Here is a 22,626-nt window from a genome sequence, read left to right on the forward strand (position 1 = left end):
GGTTTCCCTAAATTCCCACCGGCTGCCTGAGCTCGCAAGCTCACTCAGGGAACCCTGCCGGCGTGGGCCCAGGGCGGGCATGGGTGGTTGAGGCCGTCGAAACCCAAGGGCTGGTTTCTAAAGCCTCAACCACCGGCGGCGGCTAGGCCTTGCCGTCGAACAGGCTGGTGACCGATCCGTCGTCGAACACTTCGCGGATGGCCCTGGCGATCAGCGGCGCGATGGAAAGCACCGTCAGCTGCGGGAAGCGCTGGGACGAATTCAGCGGAAGGGTGTTGGTTACCACAACTTCACGCGCGCCGGACTCGGACAGGCGGCGGGCGGCCGGGTCGGAGAACACGGCGTGCGTGGCGGCAATGATGACGTCCTTGGCCCCGGCGTTCTTCAGGACCGTGACGGCGCCGGAGATGGTTCCGCCCGTGTCGATCATGTCATCGATCAGGACACAGGTGCGGCCCTCGATCTGGCCCACCACTGTCTTGGAGACGGCCTGGTTGGGAACGGTCAGGTCGCGGCTCTTGTGGACGAAGGCCAGGGGCGCGCCGCCGAGGCGTTCGGCCCACTGCTCGGCAACGCGGACGCGGCCGGTGTCCGGGGAGACGACGGTGATGTTGTCCGCCGCGACGCGGGTGCGGATGTAGTCGGCGAGCAGCGGGATGGCCATCAGGTGGTCAACCGGGCCGTCGAAGAAGCCCTGGATCTGCGAGGTGTGCAGGTCCACGCTCATGATGCGGTCCGCGCCGGCGGTCTTGTAGAGGTCCGCCACCAGGCGGGCGGAAATGGGCTCGCGGCCGCGGCCCTTCTTGTCCTGCCGGGCGTAGGGGTAGAAGGGCGACACCACGGTGATGCGCTTTGCTGAGGCCCGCTTCAGCGAATCGATCATGATCAGCTGTTCCATGAGGTGGTTGTTCAGCGGTGCCGGGTGCGCCTGGATCACGAAGGCGTCCGTGCCGCGGACGCTCTCGCCGGCGCGGACGTAGATCTCGCCGTTCGCGAAGTCGTAGGCGTCAACGGGAAGGAGGTCGGTGCCCAGTTCCTTTGCGATTTCCCGGGCCAGCTCCGGATGGGCCCGCCCGGTGGCGAGCACCAGCTTCTTTTCGCCGTGCGCCGTAATTTCGCTCATTGTTACTTGCCCTCTTCTGTAGATGCCGGGGTACTTGAGGAGTCATTGGTGGCCGCCTGGGCCAGTTCAGCGGAGCGGGTTCCCGGACGGTGCGCGGGCACCCATCCTTCGACGTTGCGCTGGGCAGCGACGCTCAGGGCCAGCCCTCCGGCCGGTACGTCTTTGCGGATCACCGCGCCGGCGCCACTGTAGGCGCCGTCCCCCACGGTGACGGGGGCAACAAAGACAGTGTTGGAGCCTGTACGGACGCCCGAGCCGATCACCGTGCGGTGCTTCTTCTCGCCGTCGTAATTGGCCGTGATGTTGCCACAGCCAATGTTGGTGTCCTCGCCGATTTCGGCGTCCCCTGCGTAGCCCAGGTGGGACAGCTTGGAGCCGCGGCCGATGGTGACGTTCTTGGTTTCGTAGAACGCGCCGATCTTGCCCTTTTCACCCAGCACGGTGCCGGGGCGAAGGTAGGTGAAGGGACCGACGGCGGCACGCGGGCCGATGACCGAACCGGAGCCGTGGGTGCGGACCACCGTGGCGCCCTCGCCGACCTTGACGTCGGTCAGGGTGGTGTCGGGGCCCACGACGGCGTCCCTCGCCACCGTGGTGGCGCCGTGCAGTTGGGTGTTGGGCAGCAGGCGGACGTCCTCGTCCAGGGTAACCGAGGAGTCAATCCACGTGGTGGAGGGGTCGACGACAGTGACGCCGGCACGCATCCAGGCTTCCACGGTGCGGCGGTTCAGTTCCGCGCCGAGGGCGGCGAGCTGGACTCGGTCGTTGGCGCCCTCCACCTGCCAGCGGTCGGCGGTGACGACGGCGGCAACCCGCCCGCCCGCCTCCCGCGCCAGTCCCAGGACGTCGGTCAGGTATTTTTCGCCCTGCGCGTTGTCGGTGGTGACCTTGGCCAGGGCGTCGCGGAGCACGGCGGCGTCGAAGGCGTAAATTCCGGAGTTGACTTCCCGGATCAGCTTTTCGGCGTCAGTGGCATCCTTGTGTTCGCGGATTCCGGTGACGGAGCCGTCCCCGCCACGGAGGATGCGGCCGTAGCCGGCGGCGTCATCGAGGACTGCCGTGAGGACCGTGACGGCGTTGCCATCGCGTTCGTGGGTGGCAACCAGTTCGGTCAGCAGGTCACCCGACAGCAGGGGCACATCGCCGTAGGTAACCACTACGGTTCCTGCCAGGTCCTGGTCGGCATGCAGCGCCTCAAGCGCAGCTTCGACGGCGCGGCCGGTGCCGGGGACGTCGTCCTGGTCAACGATGACGGCCTGCGGGTCCAGGGCAGCAACGTGGCTTTCCACCAGGTCCCGTTCGTGGCGGACCACAATGGCCAGCCGCTGCGGGTTGATGCTGCGGGCCGCCCGGAGGGCGTGGCCCACCATGGACAGGCCGCCGATTTCGTGGAGGATCTTGGGGGTACGCGATTTCATCCGGGTACCGGCGCCTGCTGCCAGAACGATTACAGCGGCCGGGCCGGTATTCTCGGGGATCACGTACGGGCTCTCCTTGCTTGGTTGTGCTGGCGCTTCGCGGTGTTCTGCGGGCCAGGCCGCTGCGCACCGGGTGCCATCCTCATGATCGCTCCTTGCCCAGCAGTTCCGCCCATAGGATTCGAACCTATACTCCACGGCTCCAAAGGCCGGGGTGCTGCCGTTACACCAGAGCGGACCGTGCCGGAAGACTCAAGGCCCGGGCACAAGTCCCTATTTTGCCACGGGTTCAGGCCGCCGCGCGACACGGCGGGTCCGGCCGTGGCGTTCCTCCGGGAATCCCGCCGCCTGCAGTGGGGCATGATGGGAAGGTGAGCAACAACCTTCCGCGGATGCGGATGACTGGCCTGCAGCGCAGAAGCCAGCTGATCGACGTCGGCCGCGGGCTTTTCGCCGCACGGGGGCTGGACGGGACCACCATTGAGGAAATCGCGGCCTGCGCCGGAGTGTCCAAGCCGGTCATCTACGAGCATTTCGGTTCCAAGGAAGGGCTGTACACCGAAGTGGTGGACTGCGAGTTCCACATCCTCCTGGACGCGATCAACGCAGCCCTCACCGAGGAAGCCAAGCCCCGCGTCCTCGTCGAGCGCGCAGCACTCGCCCTGCTCACCTACATCGAGGAGCGCACCGAGGGTTTCCGCATCCTGATGCGGGACGCTCCCCCCTCCCAGCCGGAAGGCGCCTTCTCCACCCTGCTCTCCCACGTCACCGCACGCGTGGAGCACATCCTCTCCGACGAATTCTCCCGCCGCGGCTTCAGCGGCGAGGACGGTGCCATGTACGCCCAGATGCTCGTCGGCATGGTGGCCATGACCGGCCAGTGGTGGCAGGACAGCCGCCAGCCCGACAAACACACCGTAGCCGCGCACCTGGTCAACCTCGCCTGGAACGGCCTGACCGGCCTCAAAAGGGACCCTGGGCTGCAGTCTGAACTGTGAGCCCAGGCCGCCTTCGTCCTGGTCGCCTACACGGCGCAGGGGCCCTTCGCCGTCGCTTAGACACAGCGCATAGGTGACGTTCCGGTCGCTGGGCGACCTCCACGCCACGATGCGCCGCGATGCGCGACTACACGAAGGCCCCCAGCTCCGCTCTTGCCCGCGTCGCCTTTGTCAGTCGCCCAGGAGTTCTGAGGACTCCAGCCACTCCATTTCCAGGGCGTCCTTTTCGTCCGTGAGGTCCTTGAGCTGCTTGTTTTGGTCGGCGAGCTTGTCGAAGTCGCCGGCCTCGGTGGTCCTCACCATGGCGTCGTGGAGTTTCTTTTCCTCCTGATCGAGCTTCTTGAGCTGCCGCTCGATCCGGTTGAGGGCTTTGCGGGCCTCGCGCTTCTCGGCTTCGGTGGCACCGTTTGCCGTCGCCGCCGTTGTTTGGCCGCCGGCGCTGGTCACAGGGTTTCCGCCGCCGGTAACGGTGGAGCCGGCCAGGGCCGCTTCGCGCAGTTCAAGGTACTGGTCCACGCCGCCGGGCAGGCCACGGAGCTTCCCGTCGCCAAGGAGTGCCATCTGGTGGTCCGTCACGCGTTCCAGCAGGTAGCGGTCGTGGCTGACCACCACAAGGGTTCCGGGCCAGCCGTCCAGCACGTCCTCGACGGCGGCCAGTGTGTCGGTGTCGAGGTCGTTGGTGGGTTCGTCGAGCATCAGCACGTTGGGTTCACCCACCAGCAGGCGGAGCAGCTGCAGGCGGCGCCGCTCGCCGCCGGACAGGTCGCGCACCGGCGTCCACTGCTTCTGGTTGGTGAACCCGAGCTGCTCCACCAGCTGGCCAGCCGTGAATTCCTTGCCGCCAACATTGAAGGAGCGCTTTTCCCGTTCGATGACCTCGATCACTCGCAGGTCCGCGACGTCGTCGAGTTCCTTGACCTCCTGCGTGAGGACGGCGGTGACCACGGTCTTTCCGCGCTTCAGCCTTCCGGCGTCGGGGGTGATCTCGCCGTTGAGCAGCTTCAGGAGGGTGGTCTTGCCGGCACCGTTGACACCCACCAGGCCCAGGCGCTCCCCCGGGGCCAGGCGGAGGGTGATGTTGTCGAAGAGCTTCCTGCCGTCGTCGCCGCCCTGGAAGTTGAGAGAGACATTTTCCAGGTCCAGGACGTCCTTGCCCTGGCGGGCGGTGGCCATTTTGCTCAGCGCCATGGAGTCGCGCGGAGCGGGAACGTCGGCGATCAAAGCGTTGGCCGCCTCGATGCGGAATTTCGGCTTGGCAGTGCGGGCGGGTGCGCCCCGGCGCAGCCAGGCCAGTTCCTTCTTGACCAGTTGCTGGCGCTTGCCTTCCACCACGGAGGCCATTCGGTCACGCTCGGCCCGGGCCAGCACGTACGCGGCGTAGCCGCCTTCGAACGGGTCCACGATCCCGTCGTGGACTTCCCACGTCTTGGTGCAGACTTCGTCAAGGAACCAGCGGTCGTGGGTGACCACCAGGAAGGCGCCCTGGTTGGCCCGCCAGCGAGTTTTGAGGTGCCGGGCCAGCCACGCCACGCCTTCGACGTCCAGGTGGTTGGTGGGCTCGTCCAGCATGATGACGTCGTGGTCCTCGATGAGCAGCTTGGCCAGCGCCACCCGCCGCTTCTGCCCACCGGAGAGCGAGTGGACGTTGGCGTGCCAGTCGACGTCGGACACCAGGCCGCCCATGATCTCCCGGATCCGGGGGTTCCGTGCCCATTCGTAATCGGCCTGGTCCCCCACGATCGCGGCACCCACCGTCAGGTCGCCGTCGAGCACGTCGCTCTGGTCCAGGTATCCCACGTTGACATCGCCGCGTTTGGTGACGCGTCCGGAATCCGGAGTGGAGCGCAGCGCCAGCAGGCGCATCAGGGTGGACTTGCCGTCGCCGTTGCGGCCCACCATGCCAATGCGGTCCCCCTCCTCCAGGCCCAGGGTGATGCCGTCCAGGACGGTGCGGGTCGCGTAGGAAACCGTGAGGTTCTCGCCGCCGAGAAGGTGTGCCAAAGGGAACTGCTTTCTGCTGCCGGATTGGAAGTACTAAAGGAGGGTGTCGGAGATGATGCGCGCCCCCGGGACCGGGCCGTGGACCGGGAGGGCTGTCAGGCCATGGCGCCGAAGGTCCTCAGCCAGCGCCTCCGCCGCAACGGAATCATCGGCCAGCAAAGCCACAGTGGGGCCGGAGCCGGAAACCAGCCCGGCGATGGCGCCGTGGGACTCGCCGATTCCCAGCGTATCGCGCAGTGACGGGGACAGTTCAATGGACGCCCGCTGCAGGTCGTTGACCAGGACCCGGCCCAGAGATTCGGCATCGCCGCCGCGCAGCGCCGCCAAAATCTGCGGATCAACGCCGCTGGGTTCTGTGGCGTCGACCCCCTCGGCCCCGCGCAACCGGTCAAGTGTCCGGTACACCTCGGGCGTGGACAGGCCATAGTCGGCCACCACCAGGACCCAGTGGGTCTGCGCCTTCGCCAGTGCCGGCGACAATTTGTCGCCCAGGCCAAGACCGACGGCGGTGCCACCCAGGAGCGAGAAGGGGACGTCGGCGCCCAGTTCGGCTGCAAGATGCGCCAGTTCCTCGCGGGACAGTCCGCTGTTCCAAAGGGCATCGCAGGCCAGGAGCGTGGCAGCGGCATCTGCCGATCCCCCGCCCATTCCACCGGCCACCGGGACGCGCTTGGTGATTTCCAGGTGCACGCCCGTGGCATGCTCGGACACATCGGCCATGATGGCGGCCGCCTTGTAGGCCAGGTTGCTGCTGTCCAGGGGAATGTCGACGTCGTCCAGGTCCAGGGTGCTCTCCGGACTGAGGCTGATGGTGATGCCCGGGGTCGCGGTACTGGTGGCCGCCACTTCCTCGTAGAGGGACACGGCAAGGTACACGCTGGCGACTGAGTGGTACCCGTCCGGGCGGAGCGGACCCACGGCCAGGGACACGTTGACCTTTCCAGGCGCCTTGACCCGCACTGTCCTGGCGGCGAACCGCCCTGCGGCGCTCACGGGCGGTTTTCCCTGGCTTCGGCGATCCTGGCGAAGGCGGCGATGTCGATGACCTCGCCACGCGCCGTGGGGTCCACACCTGCTGCGAGCAGGCAGCGTTCCGCTTCCGGGGCTCCGCCGGCCCAGCCGGCCAGCGCGGCACGAAGTGTTTTCCGGCGCTGGGCGAACGCAGCGTCCACCACGGCGAACACCTGTTCGCGTGTAGCGGTGGTGGCCGGAGGTTCGCGCCGGGTGAAGGACACCAGCCCGGAGTGGATTTTGGGTGCGGGCCAGAAGACGTTCATACCGATGACACCGGCCTTGCGCATCTGGCTGTACCAGGCGGCCTTGACGGACGGTACGCCATAGGTCTTGGAGCCGGGACCGGCCGCCAGCCGGTCCGCGACCTCATCCTGCACCATCACCAGCCCGTGCTGCAGGCTGGGGAAGTGCTGCAGGAGGTGCAGCACGACGGGGACCGCCACGTTGTAGGGCAGGTTGGCCACCAGCGCGGTGGGTTCCACCGGCAGTTCGGTCACCTTCATGGCGTCGGCCTGGACCAGGTGGAAGGATCCTGCCGCGGAGGGCCGCCATTCCTTCACCGTCTCCGGCAACCTTGCGGCAAGGACGGGATCGATCTCGACGGCGACAACCGCCGCGGCCGCATCCAGCAGGCCCAGGGTGAGCGACCCAAGCCCCGGCCCCACTTCGAGCACCGTCTCTTCGGGTCCCACCCCTGCGGCGGCTACAATCCGGCGGATGGTGTTTCCATCGATGACGAAGTTCTGGCCCAGGGTCTTGGTGGGCCTGACCCCGATTTCCTCTGCCATCCGGCGTATGTCGGAGGCACCGAACAACGGTGCGGGCGCGGCGGGAGTCGGTTCAGTCACCTAGGTATCCTATCCCGCGCCGCGGATTGGCCCTGCCGGGTTAACGGCAGTGGCCGGGCCCGGAGTACCCGGCCCGGCCACGATGTTTCCTGCAGTCAGGAACTGTAAATCAGCTGCTGGCAGCCCAACCGCAGCCCCAGGGCGACAGGCCGCGCTGCGCGTATACGCGGTTGGCGATGTCGATCTGCTGCGCTTTGGTGGCCAGGCTCGCATTGGGGGCATAGGCGCCGCCGCCGGCGCCAATCCAGGTGCGGACGTCGAACTGGAGGCCGCCGTAGTAGCCGTTGCCGCTGTTGATGCTCCAGTTGCCGCTGGACTCACACTGGGCAATCTTGTCCCACATGGCCTCGTTCATCATGGCCGGTGCGGCTGCGCCGGTGTTGGCGCCCGCGGCGGGGGCCGGGGCGGCCTGGGCTACCGGCTTGTCCTTTGTACCCACGGTGACCTGTTCGTTTACAGGCTGGACTGCGACGTTCTCCGACACGAGCGTGCGGGAGGCTTCCCGTCCGTCCACGAGGACCAGCTTGAAGGTGCGCTCCAGCTTTCCGGCCACGCCGGCCTGGGTCACTTGCTTCTCACCCTTCAGCATGTCCGCGCTCTCGGCGGTGACAGTCTGGAACGGCACGTCCTCGCTCGTAGTTGTGGTCTGGCCGGTGTCCACGCGGGAGACCTTGATGACCATGTTGTTCACCACATTGGCGTTGGCAGGCTGGGAGGTACGGTCATTGGCACCGAGGGTCACACCGGAGTCCTCCAGGACCTTGCCGACAGTGGGGGCGGTGGTGGTGGTGGTGTTCACCTTGCCGTCGGCCACGATACTGACGGTCTTGGGGGTGGAGATGGAGACATAGGAGCCGGCCAGCGAGAGGGTGGCGTCCTTGGGCGCCGAAACCTCGGATGCACTGGCAACGCCAAGCTCGGTCACCAGGTCTTCAACGTCCTGGGCCGTAGTGTTCACGGTCTTCTCGGCACCGTCCAGGCTGACCTTGACTTCCTTTGCCTGGTTGATGTTGATGACCGTGCCGTTCTGCACGGTTGCATCAACCGAAGGCGAAACGCGATCGCCGGGCTTCAGTTCCAGGTTGGCGCTCCTGACCACCTGGGCGACTGTTCCACCAAAGGACTGCACGGACGACGTCTTGCCGTCCACGTTGAGCGTGATTGTTTTGTTATTGCCCACGAAGGCTACGAGGCCTGCGACCAGGCCGCAAAGCACCAGCAGCTGGGCGCCAACCTTTAGAAAGCTGAACTTGCCGTCCGATGTGAAGAACTTGATCACGATTGCCCGTAACTCTCGGTCCATCCGGGCACGGGGAAACGCGCAGAAAAATGCCCGGAACAGACCTGGAAAGGACAGTCCGGGCAACGATGCGCCGCCACACTCCTGGCAGTGGCAAGGCTGTCTGGAGTCCAGGCCGGGCCGGCTGCGCAAGGAGTGAAATTACCCGATGGCCTTCCCCGACCCCGGCTAATAGTTTCCCACTGTAACCGTAGCGTTATAAAGCGACCAACATTTTTGCATACCAGATATGCATTTACCGGGAGGATGAGGTCCGCGGATCAGGCCCAGGATCCGTATGCCCGTCCGGTATTTTCACTGATGGCGGCGCACAGGCCGGAGAGGTCTGAGCCTGTCAATTCTGCCATGGCCCGCACGGTGTACGGGACCATGTAACTGGCATTGGGACGCCCCCGGTGCGGGTGCGGGGTGAGGAACGGGGCATCGGTTTCCACCATGATGAGATCCCGCTCTGCCACTGCGAGCGCGGCGCGCAGGTTTGCGGCATTCCTGAAGGTCAGTGTGCCGGCAAATGACATCCACCAGCCATGTTGGTTGCAGGTCCGGGCCAGTTCCTCGTCACCGGAGAAGCAGTGGAAGACCACCCTTTCCGGCGCCCCTTCCTCATTCAGCACGCGCACAACATCGGCGTGCGCGTCGCGGTCGTGGATCTGGAGCGTGAGGTCCAGCCGCTTGGCAATATCAATGTGCCGGCGGAACGAGTATTCCTGGTGGCGCAGCCCCTCACCTTCCGTGCGGAAGAAGTCCAGGCCCGTTTCGCCGATGGCCCGGATCCGGGGATGCGCGGCCAGGTGTTCGATCTCGGCGAGCGCGGCTTCGAGTTCATCGCGGGCAGCATAGTGCGGAGCGTCGTTGGGATGCAGGGCTACAGCTCCCAGGAGCCGTGGGTCCTGGTCCACCGCGGCCACCGTGAACCGTGAGGATTCAAGGTCGCAACCCACCTGCACGGCCCCCTGGACGCCCACTGCCTCTGCTGCGTCGAGGGCGGCCTTGATCCCCACAGGCCCCTCCCCTTCCGGAAAGTCCAGATGGGTGTGGTTGTCCATGACCGGAACGGGCAGGGGTTGCGGCGCAGGCGGGAAATTCCTCCGGCGGACGGCTTCCGGCCCGGTGGCCCCGTCAGCGGCAGGCGCCCTGTAGGCGGCAGGGATCGACGAATCGCACATGTGCCCAGCCTATCGGCCGCGGGCCTCCCCAAATTTGCCGGAACTCTCTGTCAGGCATGGCAGTTGTGTTAGTAGTCTGGAACGAGTACACGCGCACGCCCACCGTGGGGCGTAGGCAGGCTCGCTGTCCCGTCCACGTGAACCCGGGCTGAAAGGTTGCCGATGGAACCCCACCGACGCACTGCCACCAATGGAAGCGCGCCAAACCTCAACCTGGCCGGCGTCTCCGATCCCGTCAGCCACCTGAACGGACACCGTCCGGTGGCCATGGACCCAGGGGCTTTCCACGCGGCGGCACAGCGCATCCTCACCACCGTAAACACCGTCATCGACGGCAAGTCCGACGCCGCCAAGCTGGCGCTCACTGTCCTCCTCGCCCAGGGCCACCTGTTGGTTGAGGACGTGCCCGGCGTCGGGAAAACCCTGTTGGCGAAAACCCTTGCCCGGACCATTGACTGCACCGTCAACCGCATCCAGTTCACCCCGGATCTCCTGCCCTCCGACGTCACTGGCGTGTCGATCTACAACCAGGCCTCCAGGCTCTTTGAATTTCGTCCGGGCGCGGTGTTCGCAAACATCGTCATTGGCGACGAGATCAACCGTGCTTCGGCCAAGACGCAGTCTGCCCTCCTGGAATGCATGGAGGAACACCAGGTCACGGTGGACGGCAGCACCTACAGGCTCGATGAACCATTCATGGTGGTGGCCACGCAGAACCCCATCGAAATGGAAGGGACGTATCCCTTGCCCGAGGCCCAGAGGGACCGCTTCATGGCCCGGATTTCGATGGGATACCCGGACATGGATGCAGAAATCGAAATGCTGGAAACCCACCAGGCCGTCTCCCCGCTGGCCAATGTCTCCCCCGTTGTCACGGCCGCCGATGTCGCCGCCATGACCGCCACTGTGCAGAAAGTCTTTGTCTCCGGGCCCGTCAAGGAATACACGGTCTCGGTAGGCAGGGCTACCCGGGAAAGTCCCATGCTGCGCCTGGGCGCCAGCCCCCGCTCCATGCTCCAGCTGCTGCGCGCTGCCAAGGCCACTGCTGCCCTGGACGGACGCGACTTCGTCCTGCCGGACGACGTGGCGGACGTGGCCCAGGCGGTCCTGGCGCACCGCATCATCCTGGACCGCAAGGCCGCGGGTGCAGGTGAAACCCCGCACAGCGTCCTGCGGAACATCCTGTCCCGGCTGCCCGTGCCCCAGGCCCAGGCCGGCCGGGCTGCTGCCGGTACAGTCGGCAGGAACCGCTAGGCAGGCACCATGGGCCTGCTGGACAAGCTTCCTCGCCACCTGTTCACCAGGCGCGGCTGGGGCATGCTTGCTTCCGGTGCCTTCACCCTTGCTGCGGCCCAGGTGATGGGACGCCGGGACCTCCTGACCCTGGCCCTGCTGCTGCTCGTACTTCCCCTCATCTCCCTTGCCGGCGTCCGCCTGGCCAAGCCCCGGTTCCGGGTCTACCGCGAGTTCAATCCTTCCCCCGTGGAAACCTCGGCCCCTGCCGCCGTGCATCTTGCAGTAGCCAGAACGGACCCTGGGAGCGGCCGGGTGGCCATGGAGGAACGGCTGCCCCCGCAGTTCGGGCACGCACCGGCATTCCGGTTTCCGTCCCGGTCCGCCTCCGGCGGAGTCAGCCGCTACGAGTACCGCCTCAGTTCCAGGCACCGGGGCCAGTTCAGGATCGGGCCCGTGACCGCCGAGTTCACCGACCCCTTCGGGCTGTCGCTGCACCGCCAGGCAATCGACGACGGCGACGTCCTCACGGTGACGCCTGCCGCCGTCGTCCTGCCTGCCACCGGACTGGCCGGAGCGCGCGGCTATGACGGTGTCACCGCCACGCGGGTGCGGGCAAACCCGAGTGATGACGACGTCATGACCCGCGAATACCGCCACGGCGATCCCATGCGGAGGGTGCACTGGGCCGCCACGGCCAGGCACGGGGCACTGATGGTGCGGCAGGAGGAATCCGTCACCACGCCCGAAGCAACCATCCTCCTCGACCACCGCCCGGGTGCCTTTGGCGGCCCCGGAGCGGCAACGGACTGGAAGCGGGGCCAGGACGGCCACCCAATGGCCACCAGCGAAACCTTCGAATGGTGCGTTGTTGCCGCAATGTCCATCAGCGCTCACCTTGCTGAGCGCAATTACAGCCTGCGCCTGCTGGATACCGGAGGGGATCCGGCATTCCTGCACTCTCCTTCTTCGCCGGAACCGGCAACTGAAGCGTACGCCGGGACGTCCGGCCTGCAGTCCATCGCAGAAAGCCTCGCCGCAATCCAGCTGTCCGGAAGCCCGCATCCGCGCCGGGACGGTGCGCGCCGGAACGCAGCCGGCCGAGCGTCCCAGTCCCACGGAGCCACGGCCCTCCGCATTCCACCAGACACCACCCATGAGCCACCGGCATTCGATGACCGTCTGATGGACAAACTGTCCGCGCACCGGATGCGGGGGCCTGTGATAGCAGTCCTGGGCCGCATTACCGCTGAGGAAGCCGTGGCCCTGGCACCGGCTGCCGCGTACGGCACCAACGCGTTCGCCATCGTGGCCGTGGAGCGGCCGGCTGAGGCCCGGAGCGTCCTGGAAGTGCTGCGCCAAGGCGGCTGGCAGGCCGTGGCCGTTGATCCAAAAACGCAGCTTGCCGGGGCCTGGGCCCAGTTCGACCAGGATCCCGCCCTGCCGTCGGCTCCGGCGTCAGAGGTCCGGCGGGGAGCGGGGTTGACCAGATGACCGTGGCACCGGCCCGGCCAACAGGCGGGGAGCAAAAGGCGGCACGCCAACCAGACCGGCCGGACCGGACGCGCGCGGGCGCCTACCCCTGGGCCATGGCGGCAGCCATCATGGTGGCTGTCTCCGGGGCGGCACTGTCCCTCAACGGCGTCCTGCGCGGCTGGAACTGGTATTGGCCGGGCCTCACCACGGTCCTGGTGGTGGGGTTCACCCTCGCCGCGCTGCGTTCGCTCCGCGCCCAGCCCCTGCTGGTCACTGCCGGAGGATTCATCGCGCTGGGTGCCGTGCTGACGCTGACCTTTTTCCGCAGTTCCAGCTTCCTCTGGGTCGTTCCCACCACCGCCACCCTCCAGGACCTGAACCGGCTTATCGGGCGGGCCAGCGAAACGGTCCTTGGCGAGACAGCCCCCGTGGCGCCCAATGCCGGGATCGTGCTGGTCTCCTGCGCCGTGCTCGGCCTGGCCGTCATCCTCGTTGACGCGCTGGCCGTACCCCTGGGCATGCCGGCCGCCTCCGGAATGGGCCTGCTGGCTTTGCTGGTGGTTCCCGCCATGATTAAGCCTCAAAGCGTGGGTGCGTGGAGTTTCCTTGCCACCGCAGCGGGCTACCTGCTGATCCTGGCCTGCAGCCAGTGGTTTGCTCCGGACGGCAGGGTGGAGCCCGGGCCGGCCCGGAGTCCGGGGGTGGTGCGGCGCGCAGCGCTGACCGGAGCCGTGGCCCTGGCTGCAACCTTGGTGCTGCCACTGGCCATCCCCGGCTTCGACAGCGGTACCTTTCCACAAGGGTCCCGGCTCAATCCGTGGGGCGCCTCCAACAGCCTCAATCCGATGATCACACTGGGTAACAGCCTTCGCGCTCCTGACGGCAGCGGCAGGATCACCTATGCCACCAACTCCGGGACACCGCTCTACCTGCGCTCGGTGACCGTGGACAACTTCGACGGCGATTCCTGGGGACCGGATGACCGCTCCGCCTCCCGGGTACCCCTGGACGGCCGGATCGACCCCGGCTATGCAATCCTGGCGGACGAGCAGGTCCGGCTGGTCACCGCCATCGACGCCGGATCCTTCAACAGCCCCTACCTGCCAGTACCCTACGCCCCCGAAACCATCAGCGGGCTCGGCGGCCAGTGGACGTGGGACCCGGCCACCCTGAGCATCAAGGGGACGGACACCACCACGCGAAGGCAGGAGTACCTGGTCACGTCCGCACTACCCAAACTTTCCGCAGCACTGCTAGCGCAGTCCTCGGGACAGGTGCGGGACGTTCCGGACGTCTTCACCCGGATACCGGCCAACGTTCCGGAGATCGTCAAAACCACGGCCCGGACCGTCGCGGCAGCCGCGGGAGCGCCGTACCAGAAGGCCATGGCCATCCAGAAGTACCTGCGATCGTCTGAGTTCACGTATTCGCTGCAGTCGCCCGTGCAGGGCGGTTACGACGGCAACGGCCTCTCCGTCCTGGCGGACTTCCTGCAACAGAAGAGCGGTTACTGCATCCATTTCGCCTCCGCCATGGCGGTAATGGCCAGGCTGGAAGGCATTCCAAGCAGGATTGCCGTGGGCTATGCACCCGGCAGGCTGACCGGTGCAACGGTCACGGTGGCCGGCCAGGGGGCCCTTCCGGAGTACGAAGCCGATGCGCGCGACGCCCACGCCTGGCCGGAGCTCTACTTCCAGGGCCTGGGATGGGTACCGTTCGAACCGACGCCGTCCCGGGGAGTGGTACCGGACTACGCCGTTGACGGGCCGGCGCCATCGGTCCCGGATACCCTGGGGAACAATGACGGGCTCGTTCCCGACGCCGCCCCCGTACCCACCACCCCGCCCAGTGCCACCGCCCAGGCCGCACCCGGCGCCGGAAGCAGCAGCACCGGCGGCACGGAGCTCATGCCGTGGCTCCTCGGCGGTGGCGCTGTGGCAGGCCTTGCCCTCCTGGCCGCCGCCCCGCACCTGGTCCGCGCCGGGACACGCTCGCGGCGGCTGCATCCCAAGCGGGCGGACCGTGCCGTTCCGCTGGCATGGAACGAGGTCATGGACCTCGGCACCGATTACGGCCTTCCTGCGGAGCGAAGCGAAACACCGCGGGCTTATTCGGCGCGGTTCCGGGAAGCACTGCTGGGTGAGCCCGGGGGCATGGACCGGGACGCGCATGCCGCCATGGCCACCCTGACCTCCGCCATTGAGCGTTACCGTTACGGCCGCCCCGATCAGGGCGGTTCTCCTGACAGCGGCCTTGTGGCCGGTACTGCAGCAGAGGAGATTGCCGCCGTCGCAGCGTCCCTGCGGGCGAACGCCACGCTGCCCAGCCGATTGGGCGCGGCATGGCTGCCGCGGTCAGTTACCAGACGCCTGGGTCAGCTTGCCGGGACTCCGTTCAGTGCGGCCAACAGGGCGTTCGGGGCCGCAGCTGCTGCCACGGCCCGCCTGTGGCACGGAAGCAGGGGCCGTGCGCACGACGCCGGGCGCAGGGCAGGCGGAGGCTGAATCGAAAGTGCCGGCCGGGTTAGCCCGGCCGGCACTTGTTTGTTTAAGGCGGCGGGCCGCCTGGTACTAGCCCGCGTAGGGGTCGGCGATGCCGATGTACTGGGTGTAGAGGTATTCCTCGATGCCCTCCAGGCCACCTTCGCGGCCCAGGCCGGACTGCTTGACGCCGCCGAAAGGTGCGGCGGCGTTGGAGATGACGCCCGCGTTCAGGCCGAGCATGCCGGTTTCGAGCTTTTCGCCCATCCGGATACCGCGGTTGATGTCCTTGGTGAATACGTACGCCACCAGCCCGTACTCGGTGTTGTTGGCCAGACGCACAGCCTCGTCCTCACTGCTGAAGGTGATGATCGGGGCAACAGGACCGAAGATCTCCTCGGACAGGATGCGGCTTCCCTCGGAGACGCCGGACAGGATCGTGGGCTGGTAGAAGTACCCCGGCCCCTCCACGGGAGCGCCGCCCAGGACCGCCTTGGCACCCAATGCAACAGCGTCGGACACCAGCTCGTGGACCTTGTCACGGCTCTTTGCATCGATCAGCGGGCCAACCTTGGACTCCGGCTCGGTACCACGGGCCGTGGTCATTTCCTTCATCTTCGCGGCGAACTTCTCCGCGAACTCACCCGCCACGGACTCGTGGACGATGAACCGGTTGGCAGCGGTGCAGGCCTCGCCCATGTTCCGCAGCTTGGCGGCCATGGCGCCGGTGACTGCGGCGTCGAGGTCCGCATCCTCGAACACCAGGAAGGGGGCATTGCCGCCCAGCTCCATGGAGGTCCGGAGCACGTTTTCGGACGCGTCGGCGAGCAGTCGGCGTCCCACTTCGGTGGAGCCGGTGAAGGACAGCTTGCGCAGCCGGGAGTCCTTGACCAAGGGTCCGGTGGTGGCGCCTGCCGTTGAGGTGGGGATGACGTTAAGGACGCCGGCGGGCAGCCCTGCTTCCTGCATGACGGCTGCGAACAGCTGGGACGTCAGGGGTGTCAGGTTTGCCGACTTCAGGACCATGGTGCAGCCGGCGGCAACGGCCGGGGCGATCTTGCGGGTGGCCATGGCCAGCGGGAAATTCCAGGGGGTGATCAGCAGGCAGGGGCCCACCGGCTTCTTGGTCACGAGGAGGCGGGACTTCCCGTCCGGCGAGACGGAGTAGCGGCCGAAGGCCCGGACTGCTTCCTCCGAGAACCAGCGCAGGAATTCGGCGCCGTACGTCACTTCGCCGCGGGCTTCGGCCAGCGGCTTGCCCATTTCCAGGGTCATCAGCAGGGCGAAGTCTTCCGCCCGTTCGGTCACCAGGTCGAAGGCGCGGCGAAGGATCTCCCCGCGTTCGCGCGGCGGCACCTTAGCCCAGGAGTCCTGGGCAGCCGCGGCAGCGTCCAGGGCCGCGGCGCCGTCCTCGGGGCCGGCGTCGGCAATGCTCAGCAGCACCTTTCCCGTGGCGGGATCCTCGACGTCGAACGTCTTGCCGGAGGCGGCATCGCGCCACTCACCATTGATGAGCAGCCCGGTGGGAACGGAGGCCAAAAGCCGGGTTTCGCGCTCGGCGGTAACGGCCGGCTGTGCAGTGACAGTCACGATGACTCCCTCGTCAGTAGGGTTGTGGCAGCCCGTGGCCGCGGCCGGAGTGACCGGGATCATGGGGCTGATTAACAGCCAGACTACTGCGGGCCACCCGCATGGTCTACGCCGTTGCGCACTGCGGGATCGCAGCTTCGCTGTGCAGCTGCACTAAAGCCGGACGCGTGGCCGAGGGCCCTAGCGGGCGGCGAGGACTGCCGAGTACAGCTCCCGTTTACTTACCCGCGCATCGTCAGCGACGGCGGCAACTGCCTCCTTCAGACGGATGCCCTGTGCCACCAGCTCGTTGACCGCCGCAACGTGGTCTTCCGGAGTTCCGGCCGCCTGGTCGGGGGCGCCGCCGACCACCACGGCGATCTCGCCGCGGACCTCGTTGTCCTCAGCCCATTTGAGGAGTTCGCCCACAGTGCCACGGATCACTTCCTCGTAGGTCTTGGTCAGTTCCCGGCATACGGCGATGGGGCGGTCCGGGCCGAACCTCTCGCGCAGGGCGCGCAGCATGGCTTCGAGCCGGTGCGGCGCCTCAAAGAACACCATGGTGCGCCGCTCACCTGCGAGGTCAGCCAGGCGCGAGGCCCTTTCACCGGCTTTGCGCGGAAGGAATCCCTCGAAGCAGAACCGGTCTGTGGGCAGTCCGGACAAGGCCAGCGCGGTGAGGACGGCGGAGGGGCCGGGGACCGCGGTGACGGGAAGTCCCGCGGCGATGGCCCCTTCCACCAGCCGGAAACCGGGGTCCGAGACCGCAGGCATTCCGGCGTCGGTGACCATCAGGAGCGTGCTGCCGGTACGCACCTGGTCCAGGAGCTCGGCCGTCCGGGTAGCCTCATTGTGTTCGTGGTAACTGATGATGCGGCCGGCCACGGCCACGCCCAGGCTCTGGACCAGGCGGTGGAGGCGGCGCGTGTCTTCGGCGGCCACAATGTCCGCCGTGGCCAGCAGTTCCACGAGCCGGGCGGAGGCGTCTCCGGTGTTCCCGATGGGAGTGGCGGCAAGGACGATACGTCCCGCCGCGGAGGTGCCGGTCTCGGAAAGGGGGCTGGGGTTCGGGTCCACCCACCCAGCCTACTGCTGCCGGAGTCTCCAGCCGCAAAAGGTAGCATGGGGCTCGTGACGCACACCTCGACGCGGCCCGCCGGGGCCGGGAAAAACAGCCCGGAGTCCCCCTCAGGAGCAGGCGCCACAGCGGCGCCCGGCAGGAAGGCCGAGCGGGGATGGATCAGCCGCCCGGACCACGCGTTTACCGCAGAGGCACTTCGGGAACGGCTTATCGGCGCCGGCCTGCAGTGGCGGGACTATCCGCCGTCGCTGCGGCTCTGGTTCATCCTGGTTCCGGTCCTGACGGCCGTCATAGGCGGGGTCCTCCGTTTCGTCCGCCTCGAAGTACCCCACAAGCTGGTGTTCGATGAGACGTATTACGTCAAAGATGCCTACTCCTACCTCATCAGCGGTTATGAACGCAGCTGGCCTGACAAGGCCAATGATTCCTTCAACACAGGCAATCCCGACGTCCTGCTGAACACGCCCGAGTATGTGGTCCACCCGCCGGTGGGCAAGTGGATGATCGCGGCCGGCATGTGGCTGTTCGGGCCGGAGAATCCTTTCGGCTGGCGCTTTGCCGCGGCCCTCACCGGCACCCTTACCGTCCTGCTCATCTCCCTCATCGCACTGAAATTGTTCCGCTCGCTTCCGCTGGCGGGCGCCGCCGGGCTGCTCCTCGCCGTCGACGGCCACCACCTGGTGATGTCCCGGACCTCGCTGCTGGACATCTTCCTGACGTTTTGGGTACTCGCCGCCTTTGGTGCCCTGCTGATGGACCGCGACGACGGGCGCCGCCGGCTGGCGGACCGCCTGGCCCGTGCCGCTGCGGCCAACGGTGGACAGCACCCGGCCGGGGCGCTGCTGTCCGGGCCGTGGCTGGGCGTGCGGTGGTGGCGTGTTGCCGCCGGAGTCTGCATGGGCCTGGCCGTGGGGACAAAGTGGTCCGGGCTCTTCTTCCTCGCCGGTTTTGGCCTCCTCACGGTGCTGTGGGACCTCAGCGCGCGGCGCGTGGCGGGCATCCGTGGCTGGATCAGCGGCGGCCTGATCCGGGACGGAATTCCCGCGTTCCTTGGCATGGTCCCCGTGGCAGGAATCGTCTACTCCGCCACCTGGACAGGCTGGTTCCTCTCGGACAACGCGTACTTCCGCCATTGGGCGGAAAGCAACCCCTCGCCGGAATGGGGCTGGCTTCCCGACTCCGTCCGGTCCCTGGTGCACTACCACCTGGAAGCCTACAACTTCCATCAGGGCCTCAGTTCCGAGCACCCGTACCAGGCCAGTGCCTGGAGCTGGCTGGTGATGGGACGGCCAACATCGTTCTTCTATGAGTCCCCGCCCCAGGGGACGCCCGGCTGCGACGTCGAGAAGTGCACCTCCGCCATCCTGTCCGTCGGAAACCCGCTGATCTGGTGGGCAGCCGCCATTTCCCTGGTGGTCCTGCTGTTCTGGTGGGCGGGGCGCCGGGACTGGCGGGCCGGAGCCGTCCTGGCCGGCGTTGCCGCGGGCTACCTGCCGTGGTTCATGTACCCGCAGCGGACCATGTTCTACTTCTATGCGGTGTCGTTCGAGCCGTTCCTGGTCCTGGCCCTGGTGTACTGCATGGGGCTGGTCCTGGGTAAGGCGACGGACCCGCCCCAGCGCCGCCGCGCCGGGCTGTACCTGGTAGTCCTGTTCCTTGTGGCCGCCCTCCTGCTGTCCGCGTTCTTCTACCCCATTTGGACCGGAGAGGTCATCCCCTACGTCGACTGGAGGGCCCGGATGTGGATGCCGTCCTGGATCTAGGGCAGGATGGCAACAAAGCCCTGAAGGAGCCGCTGCCGCGGCATGGCAGCGGAAACGGAGACCTGCTGTGAGAGAAGCGAGCACGGAACTGCTGGTTGAGCTGGACGCCAACAGCAACGTGACGGACCTGCTGCTGGAGCAGCACGCCGCCAACCCGGCGCGTGCCCTGTACCGGCGGAAGGGCCCCAACGGCTGGGTGGACGTTCCCGTGCAGAAGTTTCTCCAGGACGTCGCTGCCCTGGCCAAGGGCCTTATCGCCGGGGGCCTGGAACCCGGGGACACCGTGGCCGTCATGTCCCGCACCTCGTACGAGTGGACGCTGGTGGACTTCGCCATCTGGTTCGCTGGCGGCGTCACCGTGCCTATCTACGAAACATCCTCGGCCAGCCAGGTGGAGTGGATCATCCGTGATGCAGGGGTCCGGCGGGTCTTTGCCGGCGACCGCGCCACGGTGCAGTTGGTCACCGGCGTGGTGGCAGGATCGGCCGAGCTCAGCGACCGCCTGGTCAATGTGGTGCGGATGGATTACGACGGCGAGGCACCGGACCTCGCCAGCCTCGCTGCTGCCGGCGCCGGAGTCAGCGACTCCGAGCTGGAGCGGCAACGCAGCCACGCCGGGCTGGCAGACCTCGCGTCGCTGGTCTACACGTCCGGCACCACGGGCAAGCCCAAAGGGTGCGAGATCACCCACGGGAACTTCGCCCTGGTCGCCAAAAACATCGTTGCGTTCCTGCCGGAGATCCTGCTGAAGGACCAGGCCCGCACCCTGATGTTCCTGCCGTTGGCGCACGTCCTGGCGCGGGCCGTCCAAGTGGTCTGCGTGAGTGCCGGCGCCACCGTGGGCCACACGCCGGGGGCTGCGCAGCTGCTTGATGATCTGGGGACGTTCCGGCCCACCTTCCTCCTGGTGGTGCCGCGCATCTTCGAAAAGGTCAGGGCAACGGCCGCGCACAAAGCGGCCCTGGCAGGCAAAGCCAGGCTCTTCGGCGCCGCCTCAGCGGCCGCCATCCAGTACTCACGCGAACAGGACCGGCAGAGCCGGGGTGAAGGTCCGGGGCCAGGGCTGCTGAGCCGGGTCCGCCATGCAGTGTACGACCGTGTGGTCTATCCCAGGCTGCGCCAGGCGCTGGGCGGCGACGTGGGGTACACCGTTTCCGGTGCCAGTCCGCTGGCCTCGGAGGACGCCCACTTCTTCCGCGGTGTGGGAATCCCCGTACTCGAGGGGTACGGGCTGACGGAGACCACAGCGCCCTGCACCGCCAACACTCCGTCCCGCACCAGGGTGGGAACCGTAGGCATCCCCATCCCGGGGACCACCATCCGAGTGGCCGAAGACGGCGAGATCCTGGTCAAGGGAATCGGTGTCTTCAGGGGCTACCACGCCAACCCTGCCGCGAATGCCGAAGCGTTCGTGGACGGCTTCTTCCGCACCGGTGACCTCGGTGAGCTGGACAAGGACGGCTTCCTGACCGTCACGGGCCGGAAAAAGGACCTCCTGGTCACGGCGGGCGGGAAGAACGTGGCGCCCGGGCCGCTGGAGGAGAAGATCCGCACCCACCAGTTAGTGGGCCACGCCGTGGTGGTGGGTGACGGCAAGCCTTTCGTCTCGGCCCTGCTGACCCTGGATCCTGAGGGGCTTGCCCACTGGCGCGCCGAGCGTGGTTTGCCTGTGCTTCCCCTTAGCGAGGCCGCAACGGACCCCCAGGTCCTTGCCGCCCTGCAGGAGGCGGTCGACCTGGCCAACCAGACAGTGTCCAAGGCCGAATCGGTGCGCACCTTCCGGCTGATCGACGCCGACTTCTCGGTGGAATCCGGTCACCTGACGCCGTCCCTGAAGCTGAAACGCTCCGCCGTCGTCAAGGAATTCCAGGCGGAGATCGCCAAGATCTACGGCTGAACGGTCTTCTCCTGCTTGCCGGCAGGCTTGTCCTCCCGGGGAACGCCACGGCGCCTGCGCGTGGGCCAGGTGAGCACCAGTGTCACGATCGACGCCAGAAGCACCATGGCCCCGATGGCGATGCCCGCGTCCATCCAGAACTGGCTGGGGAACAGCCGGATCAGTGTGTCGTCCAGGCTGAAGGTCCACGAGCCGTCGGCAAAGAAGATCCGGTGGAAGTCGGTGAAGAACTGCTGCCAGCCCATCGCCGCCAGCGTGCCAAGGCCAAGGATCAGGACCAGCGTGATGATGGACCCGGCGAAGAGCCCGCGCCGGACCCCGCCGGTGCTGCGCCGGCGCAGGTACAGAATGGCGATCAGCGCGAGGAGGATCAACCCAGCGCCGGCGCTGAAAGTGGAAAGGATGACGGTCTTGACGTCAGCCATATGGCTGACTTCGCCGTCCTTGAAAAGCTTGTCGCCTCCGCGCTGCACCAGGTCGCCCAGGTAGCGGGGGCCGGCCCAGTTGCTGAGGTAGTCCACGGCGTACGAACCGTAGGTCATCCTGTCGTCGGTGTTGAAGCCGTACCCATCGCCCGGGAAGCCGGGACGGTTGTACTCCACCCAGAGAAACAGCGGGCTGGTCACGGCCCGGACGGCCAGGATCAGGAGGATGAAGGGGTAAATGATGGCCAGCAGGACCTGCATGACGCGCGGCGCCACAGGCTTGGCGTTAGCAGCGCTCTCACGCTCGGCATTCCTGCGCTCCACCTCCTCCTGGGGCGGCCGGACGTGCAGTGCCGAGGTGGGAAGGGGTTCCTTGAATACGGACGAACCGTCGCTGCCGGCCGGATCCTTTTCCGGGGATCCGGCAGCATGGTTTCCAAGCCCGGAAGATCCGACCGCGGCTTCGGCCGCTTTGCGGTCGGCCCGGCTTTCGGGCTGCACGGCCTTGTCCGTGCCGGCTGGTGCGTTCCGGACGGATCCTTCCGTGCCGGGCCCTGCCCCGCCGGACTCGTCGCGGTCAGCGGCGCTCCCGCTCCCCTTCCGCCCGGTGGATGCGTCCCCTCCCTCGGCTGTCAGCCAGGAAAACGCGGGCTCGTCGGAATCCCCGGACGTGTCCAGGAAAGGTTCCGGCTGCGGCACGGCGCTTTTGGCGCGGGCCGGTGTTTCGTCATTCACAGCAGCGTCACTTCCGTTGGGTTCCGTGCCGGGCCCAGTCAGCCGGCGCGATTATTCTGCTGACGAGCCTACCGTCCGGAACTTCCACTGGGCGAGGAA

The 22,626-nt window shown here is 67.1% G+C and carries 16 protein-coding genes and 1 tRNA gene; 6 read left to right on the forward strand and 11 right to left on the reverse strand.

Annotation, left to right across the window (positions count from 1 at the left end; genetic code table 11):
* Nucleotides 1–142: 142 nt before the first annotated feature.
* The 3 genes from AB0313_RS02385 to AB0313_RS02395 form a co-directional block, all read right to left on the reverse strand.
* Nucleotides 143–1,123, reverse strand: a complete 981-nt coding sequence (locus AB0313_RS02385) for a ribose-phosphate diphosphokinase (RefSeq protein ID WP_141940621.1) — start codon at nt 1,121–1,123, stop codon at nt 143–145.
* Nucleotides 1,124–1,125: 2 nt separating this feature from the next.
* Complete coding sequence (glmU, locus tag AB0313_RS02390) at nt 1,126–2,604, reverse strand: bifunctional UDP-N-acetylglucosamine diphosphorylase/glucosamine-1-phosphate N-acetyltransferase GlmU (protein WP_366303356.1); 1,479 nt, start codon at nt 2,602–2,604, stop codon at nt 1,126–1,128.
* A 103-nt stretch (nt 2,605–2,707) separates the two neighbouring features.
* Nucleotides 2,708–2,779 (reverse strand) — tRNA-Gln (locus tag AB0313_RS02395).
* 133 nt (nt 2,780–2,912) lie between these two features.
* Here AB0313_RS02395 and AB0313_RS02400 point away from each other — a divergent pair.
* On the forward strand, nt 2,913–3,539 hold the full coding sequence (locus AB0313_RS02400) for a TetR/AcrR family transcriptional regulator (RefSeq protein ID WP_141940619.1): 627 nt from the start codon (nt 2,913–2,915) through the stop codon (nt 3,537–3,539).
* Between the two features lie 171 nt (nt 3,540–3,710).
* On the opposite strand, the gene AB0313_RS02405 is transcribed toward AB0313_RS02400, so the two are convergent.
* From AB0313_RS02405 to AB0313_RS02425, 5 genes are all read right to left on the reverse strand, one after another.
* Nucleotides 3,711–5,540, reverse strand: coding sequence for an ABC-F family ATP-binding cassette domain-containing protein (locus tag AB0313_RS02405; RefSeq protein ID WP_366303358.1), 1,830 nt, complete (start codon nt 5,538–5,540; stop codon nt 3,711–3,713).
* A 33-nt stretch (nt 5,541–5,573) separates the two neighbouring features.
* Nucleotides 5,574–6,533, reverse strand: coding sequence for a 4-(cytidine 5'-diphospho)-2-C-methyl-D-erythritol kinase (locus AB0313_RS02410; protein ID WP_307303368.1), 960 nt, complete (start codon nt 6,531–6,533; stop codon nt 5,574–5,576).
* The gene (gene rsmA, locus AB0313_RS02415) at nt 6,530–7,402 is read right to left on the reverse strand and encodes a 16S rRNA (adenine(1518)-N(6)/adenine(1519)-N(6))-dimethyltransferase RsmA (RefSeq protein WP_141940616.1); all 873 of its coding nucleotides are present in this window, start codon (nt 7,400–7,402) and stop codon (nt 6,530–6,532) included. The genes AB0313_RS02410 and rsmA overlap by 4 nt, the downstream gene beginning before the upstream one ends.
* A 109-nt stretch (nt 7,403–7,511) precedes the next feature.
* On the reverse strand, nt 7,512–8,681 hold the full coding sequence (locus tag AB0313_RS02420; RefSeq protein WP_366303361.1) for a ubiquitin-like domain-containing protein: 1,170 nt from the start codon (nt 8,679–8,681) through the stop codon (nt 7,512–7,514).
* A 281-nt stretch (nt 8,682–8,962) separates the two neighbouring features.
* Complete coding sequence (locus AB0313_RS02425) at nt 8,963–9,868, reverse strand: TatD family hydrolase (RefSeq protein WP_366303363.1); 906 nt, start codon at nt 9,866–9,868, stop codon at nt 8,963–8,965.
* A 162-nt stretch (nt 9,869–10,030) separates the two neighbouring features.
* Here AB0313_RS02425 and AB0313_RS02430 point away from each other — a divergent pair, with 162 nt between their 5' ends.
* From AB0313_RS02430 to AB0313_RS02440, 3 genes are read left to right on the forward strand one after another with little or no spacing between them, the layout of a single operon-like run.
* Nucleotides 10,031–11,122 (forward strand): MoxR family ATPase, encoded by a 1,092-nt coding sequence (locus AB0313_RS02430; RefSeq protein ID WP_366303365.1) that lies wholly within the window; start codon nt 10,031–10,033, stop codon nt 11,120–11,122.
* A gap of 9 nt (nt 11,123–11,131) precedes the next feature.
* Nucleotides 11,132–12,595, forward strand: a complete 1,464-nt coding sequence (locus AB0313_RS02435) for a DUF58 domain-containing protein (protein WP_366303367.1) — start codon at nt 11,132–11,134, stop codon at nt 12,593–12,595.
* Nucleotides 12,592–15,081: a DUF3488 and transglutaminase-like domain-containing protein gene (locus AB0313_RS02440; RefSeq protein WP_307303357.1), complete on the forward strand. Its 2,490-nt coding sequence runs from the start codon at nt 12,592–12,594 to the stop codon at nt 15,079–15,081. The genes AB0313_RS02435 and AB0313_RS02440 overlap by 4 nt, the downstream gene beginning before the upstream one ends.
* Before the next feature lie 66 nt (nt 15,082–15,147).
* On the opposite strand, the gene AB0313_RS02445 is transcribed toward AB0313_RS02440, so the two are convergent.
* Entirely contained in the window at nt 15,148–16,647 is a 1,500-nt protein-coding gene (locus tag AB0313_RS02445) for an NAD-dependent succinate-semialdehyde dehydrogenase (protein WP_366303369.1), read from the reverse strand.
* 180 nt (nt 16,648–16,827) lie between these two features.
* Complete coding sequence (gene rsmI, locus AB0313_RS02450; protein ID WP_366303371.1) at nt 16,828–17,703, reverse strand: 16S rRNA (cytidine(1402)-2'-O)-methyltransferase; 876 nt, start codon at nt 17,701–17,703, stop codon at nt 16,828–16,830.
* A gap of 45 nt (nt 17,704–17,748) precedes the next feature.
* Here rsmI and AB0313_RS02455 point away from each other — a divergent pair, with 45 nt between their 5' ends.
* Both AB0313_RS02455 and AB0313_RS02460 read left to right on the forward strand, forming a co-directional pair.
* The gene (locus AB0313_RS02455) at nt 17,749–19,470 is read left to right on the forward strand and encodes a phospholipid carrier-dependent glycosyltransferase (protein WP_366303373.1); all 1,722 of its coding nucleotides are present in this window, start codon (nt 17,749–17,751) and stop codon (nt 19,468–19,470) included.
* Between the two features lie 67 nt (nt 19,471–19,537).
* The gene (locus tag AB0313_RS02460) at nt 19,538–21,367 is read left to right on the forward strand and encodes an AMP-dependent synthetase/ligase (RefSeq protein WP_366303375.1); all 1,830 of its coding nucleotides are present in this window, start codon (nt 19,538–19,540) and stop codon (nt 21,365–21,367) included.
* Here the strand turns inward: AB0313_RS02460 and AB0313_RS02465 are convergent.
* Nucleotides 21,358–22,527: a TIGR01906 family membrane protein gene (locus AB0313_RS02465; protein WP_366303377.1), complete on the reverse strand. Its 1,170-nt coding sequence runs from the start codon at nt 22,525–22,527 to the stop codon at nt 21,358–21,360. The two genes, AB0313_RS02460 and AB0313_RS02465, sit on opposite strands and share 10 nt — an antisense overlap.
* Between the last annotated feature and the right edge of the window lie 99 nt (nt 22,528–22,626).

Origin of the sequence: Pseudarthrobacter sp. NPDC080039, assembly GCF_040702335.1 — a bacterium.
GTDB lineage: Bacteria > Actinomycetota > Actinomycetes > Actinomycetales > Micrococcaceae > Arthrobacter > Arthrobacter enclensis_A.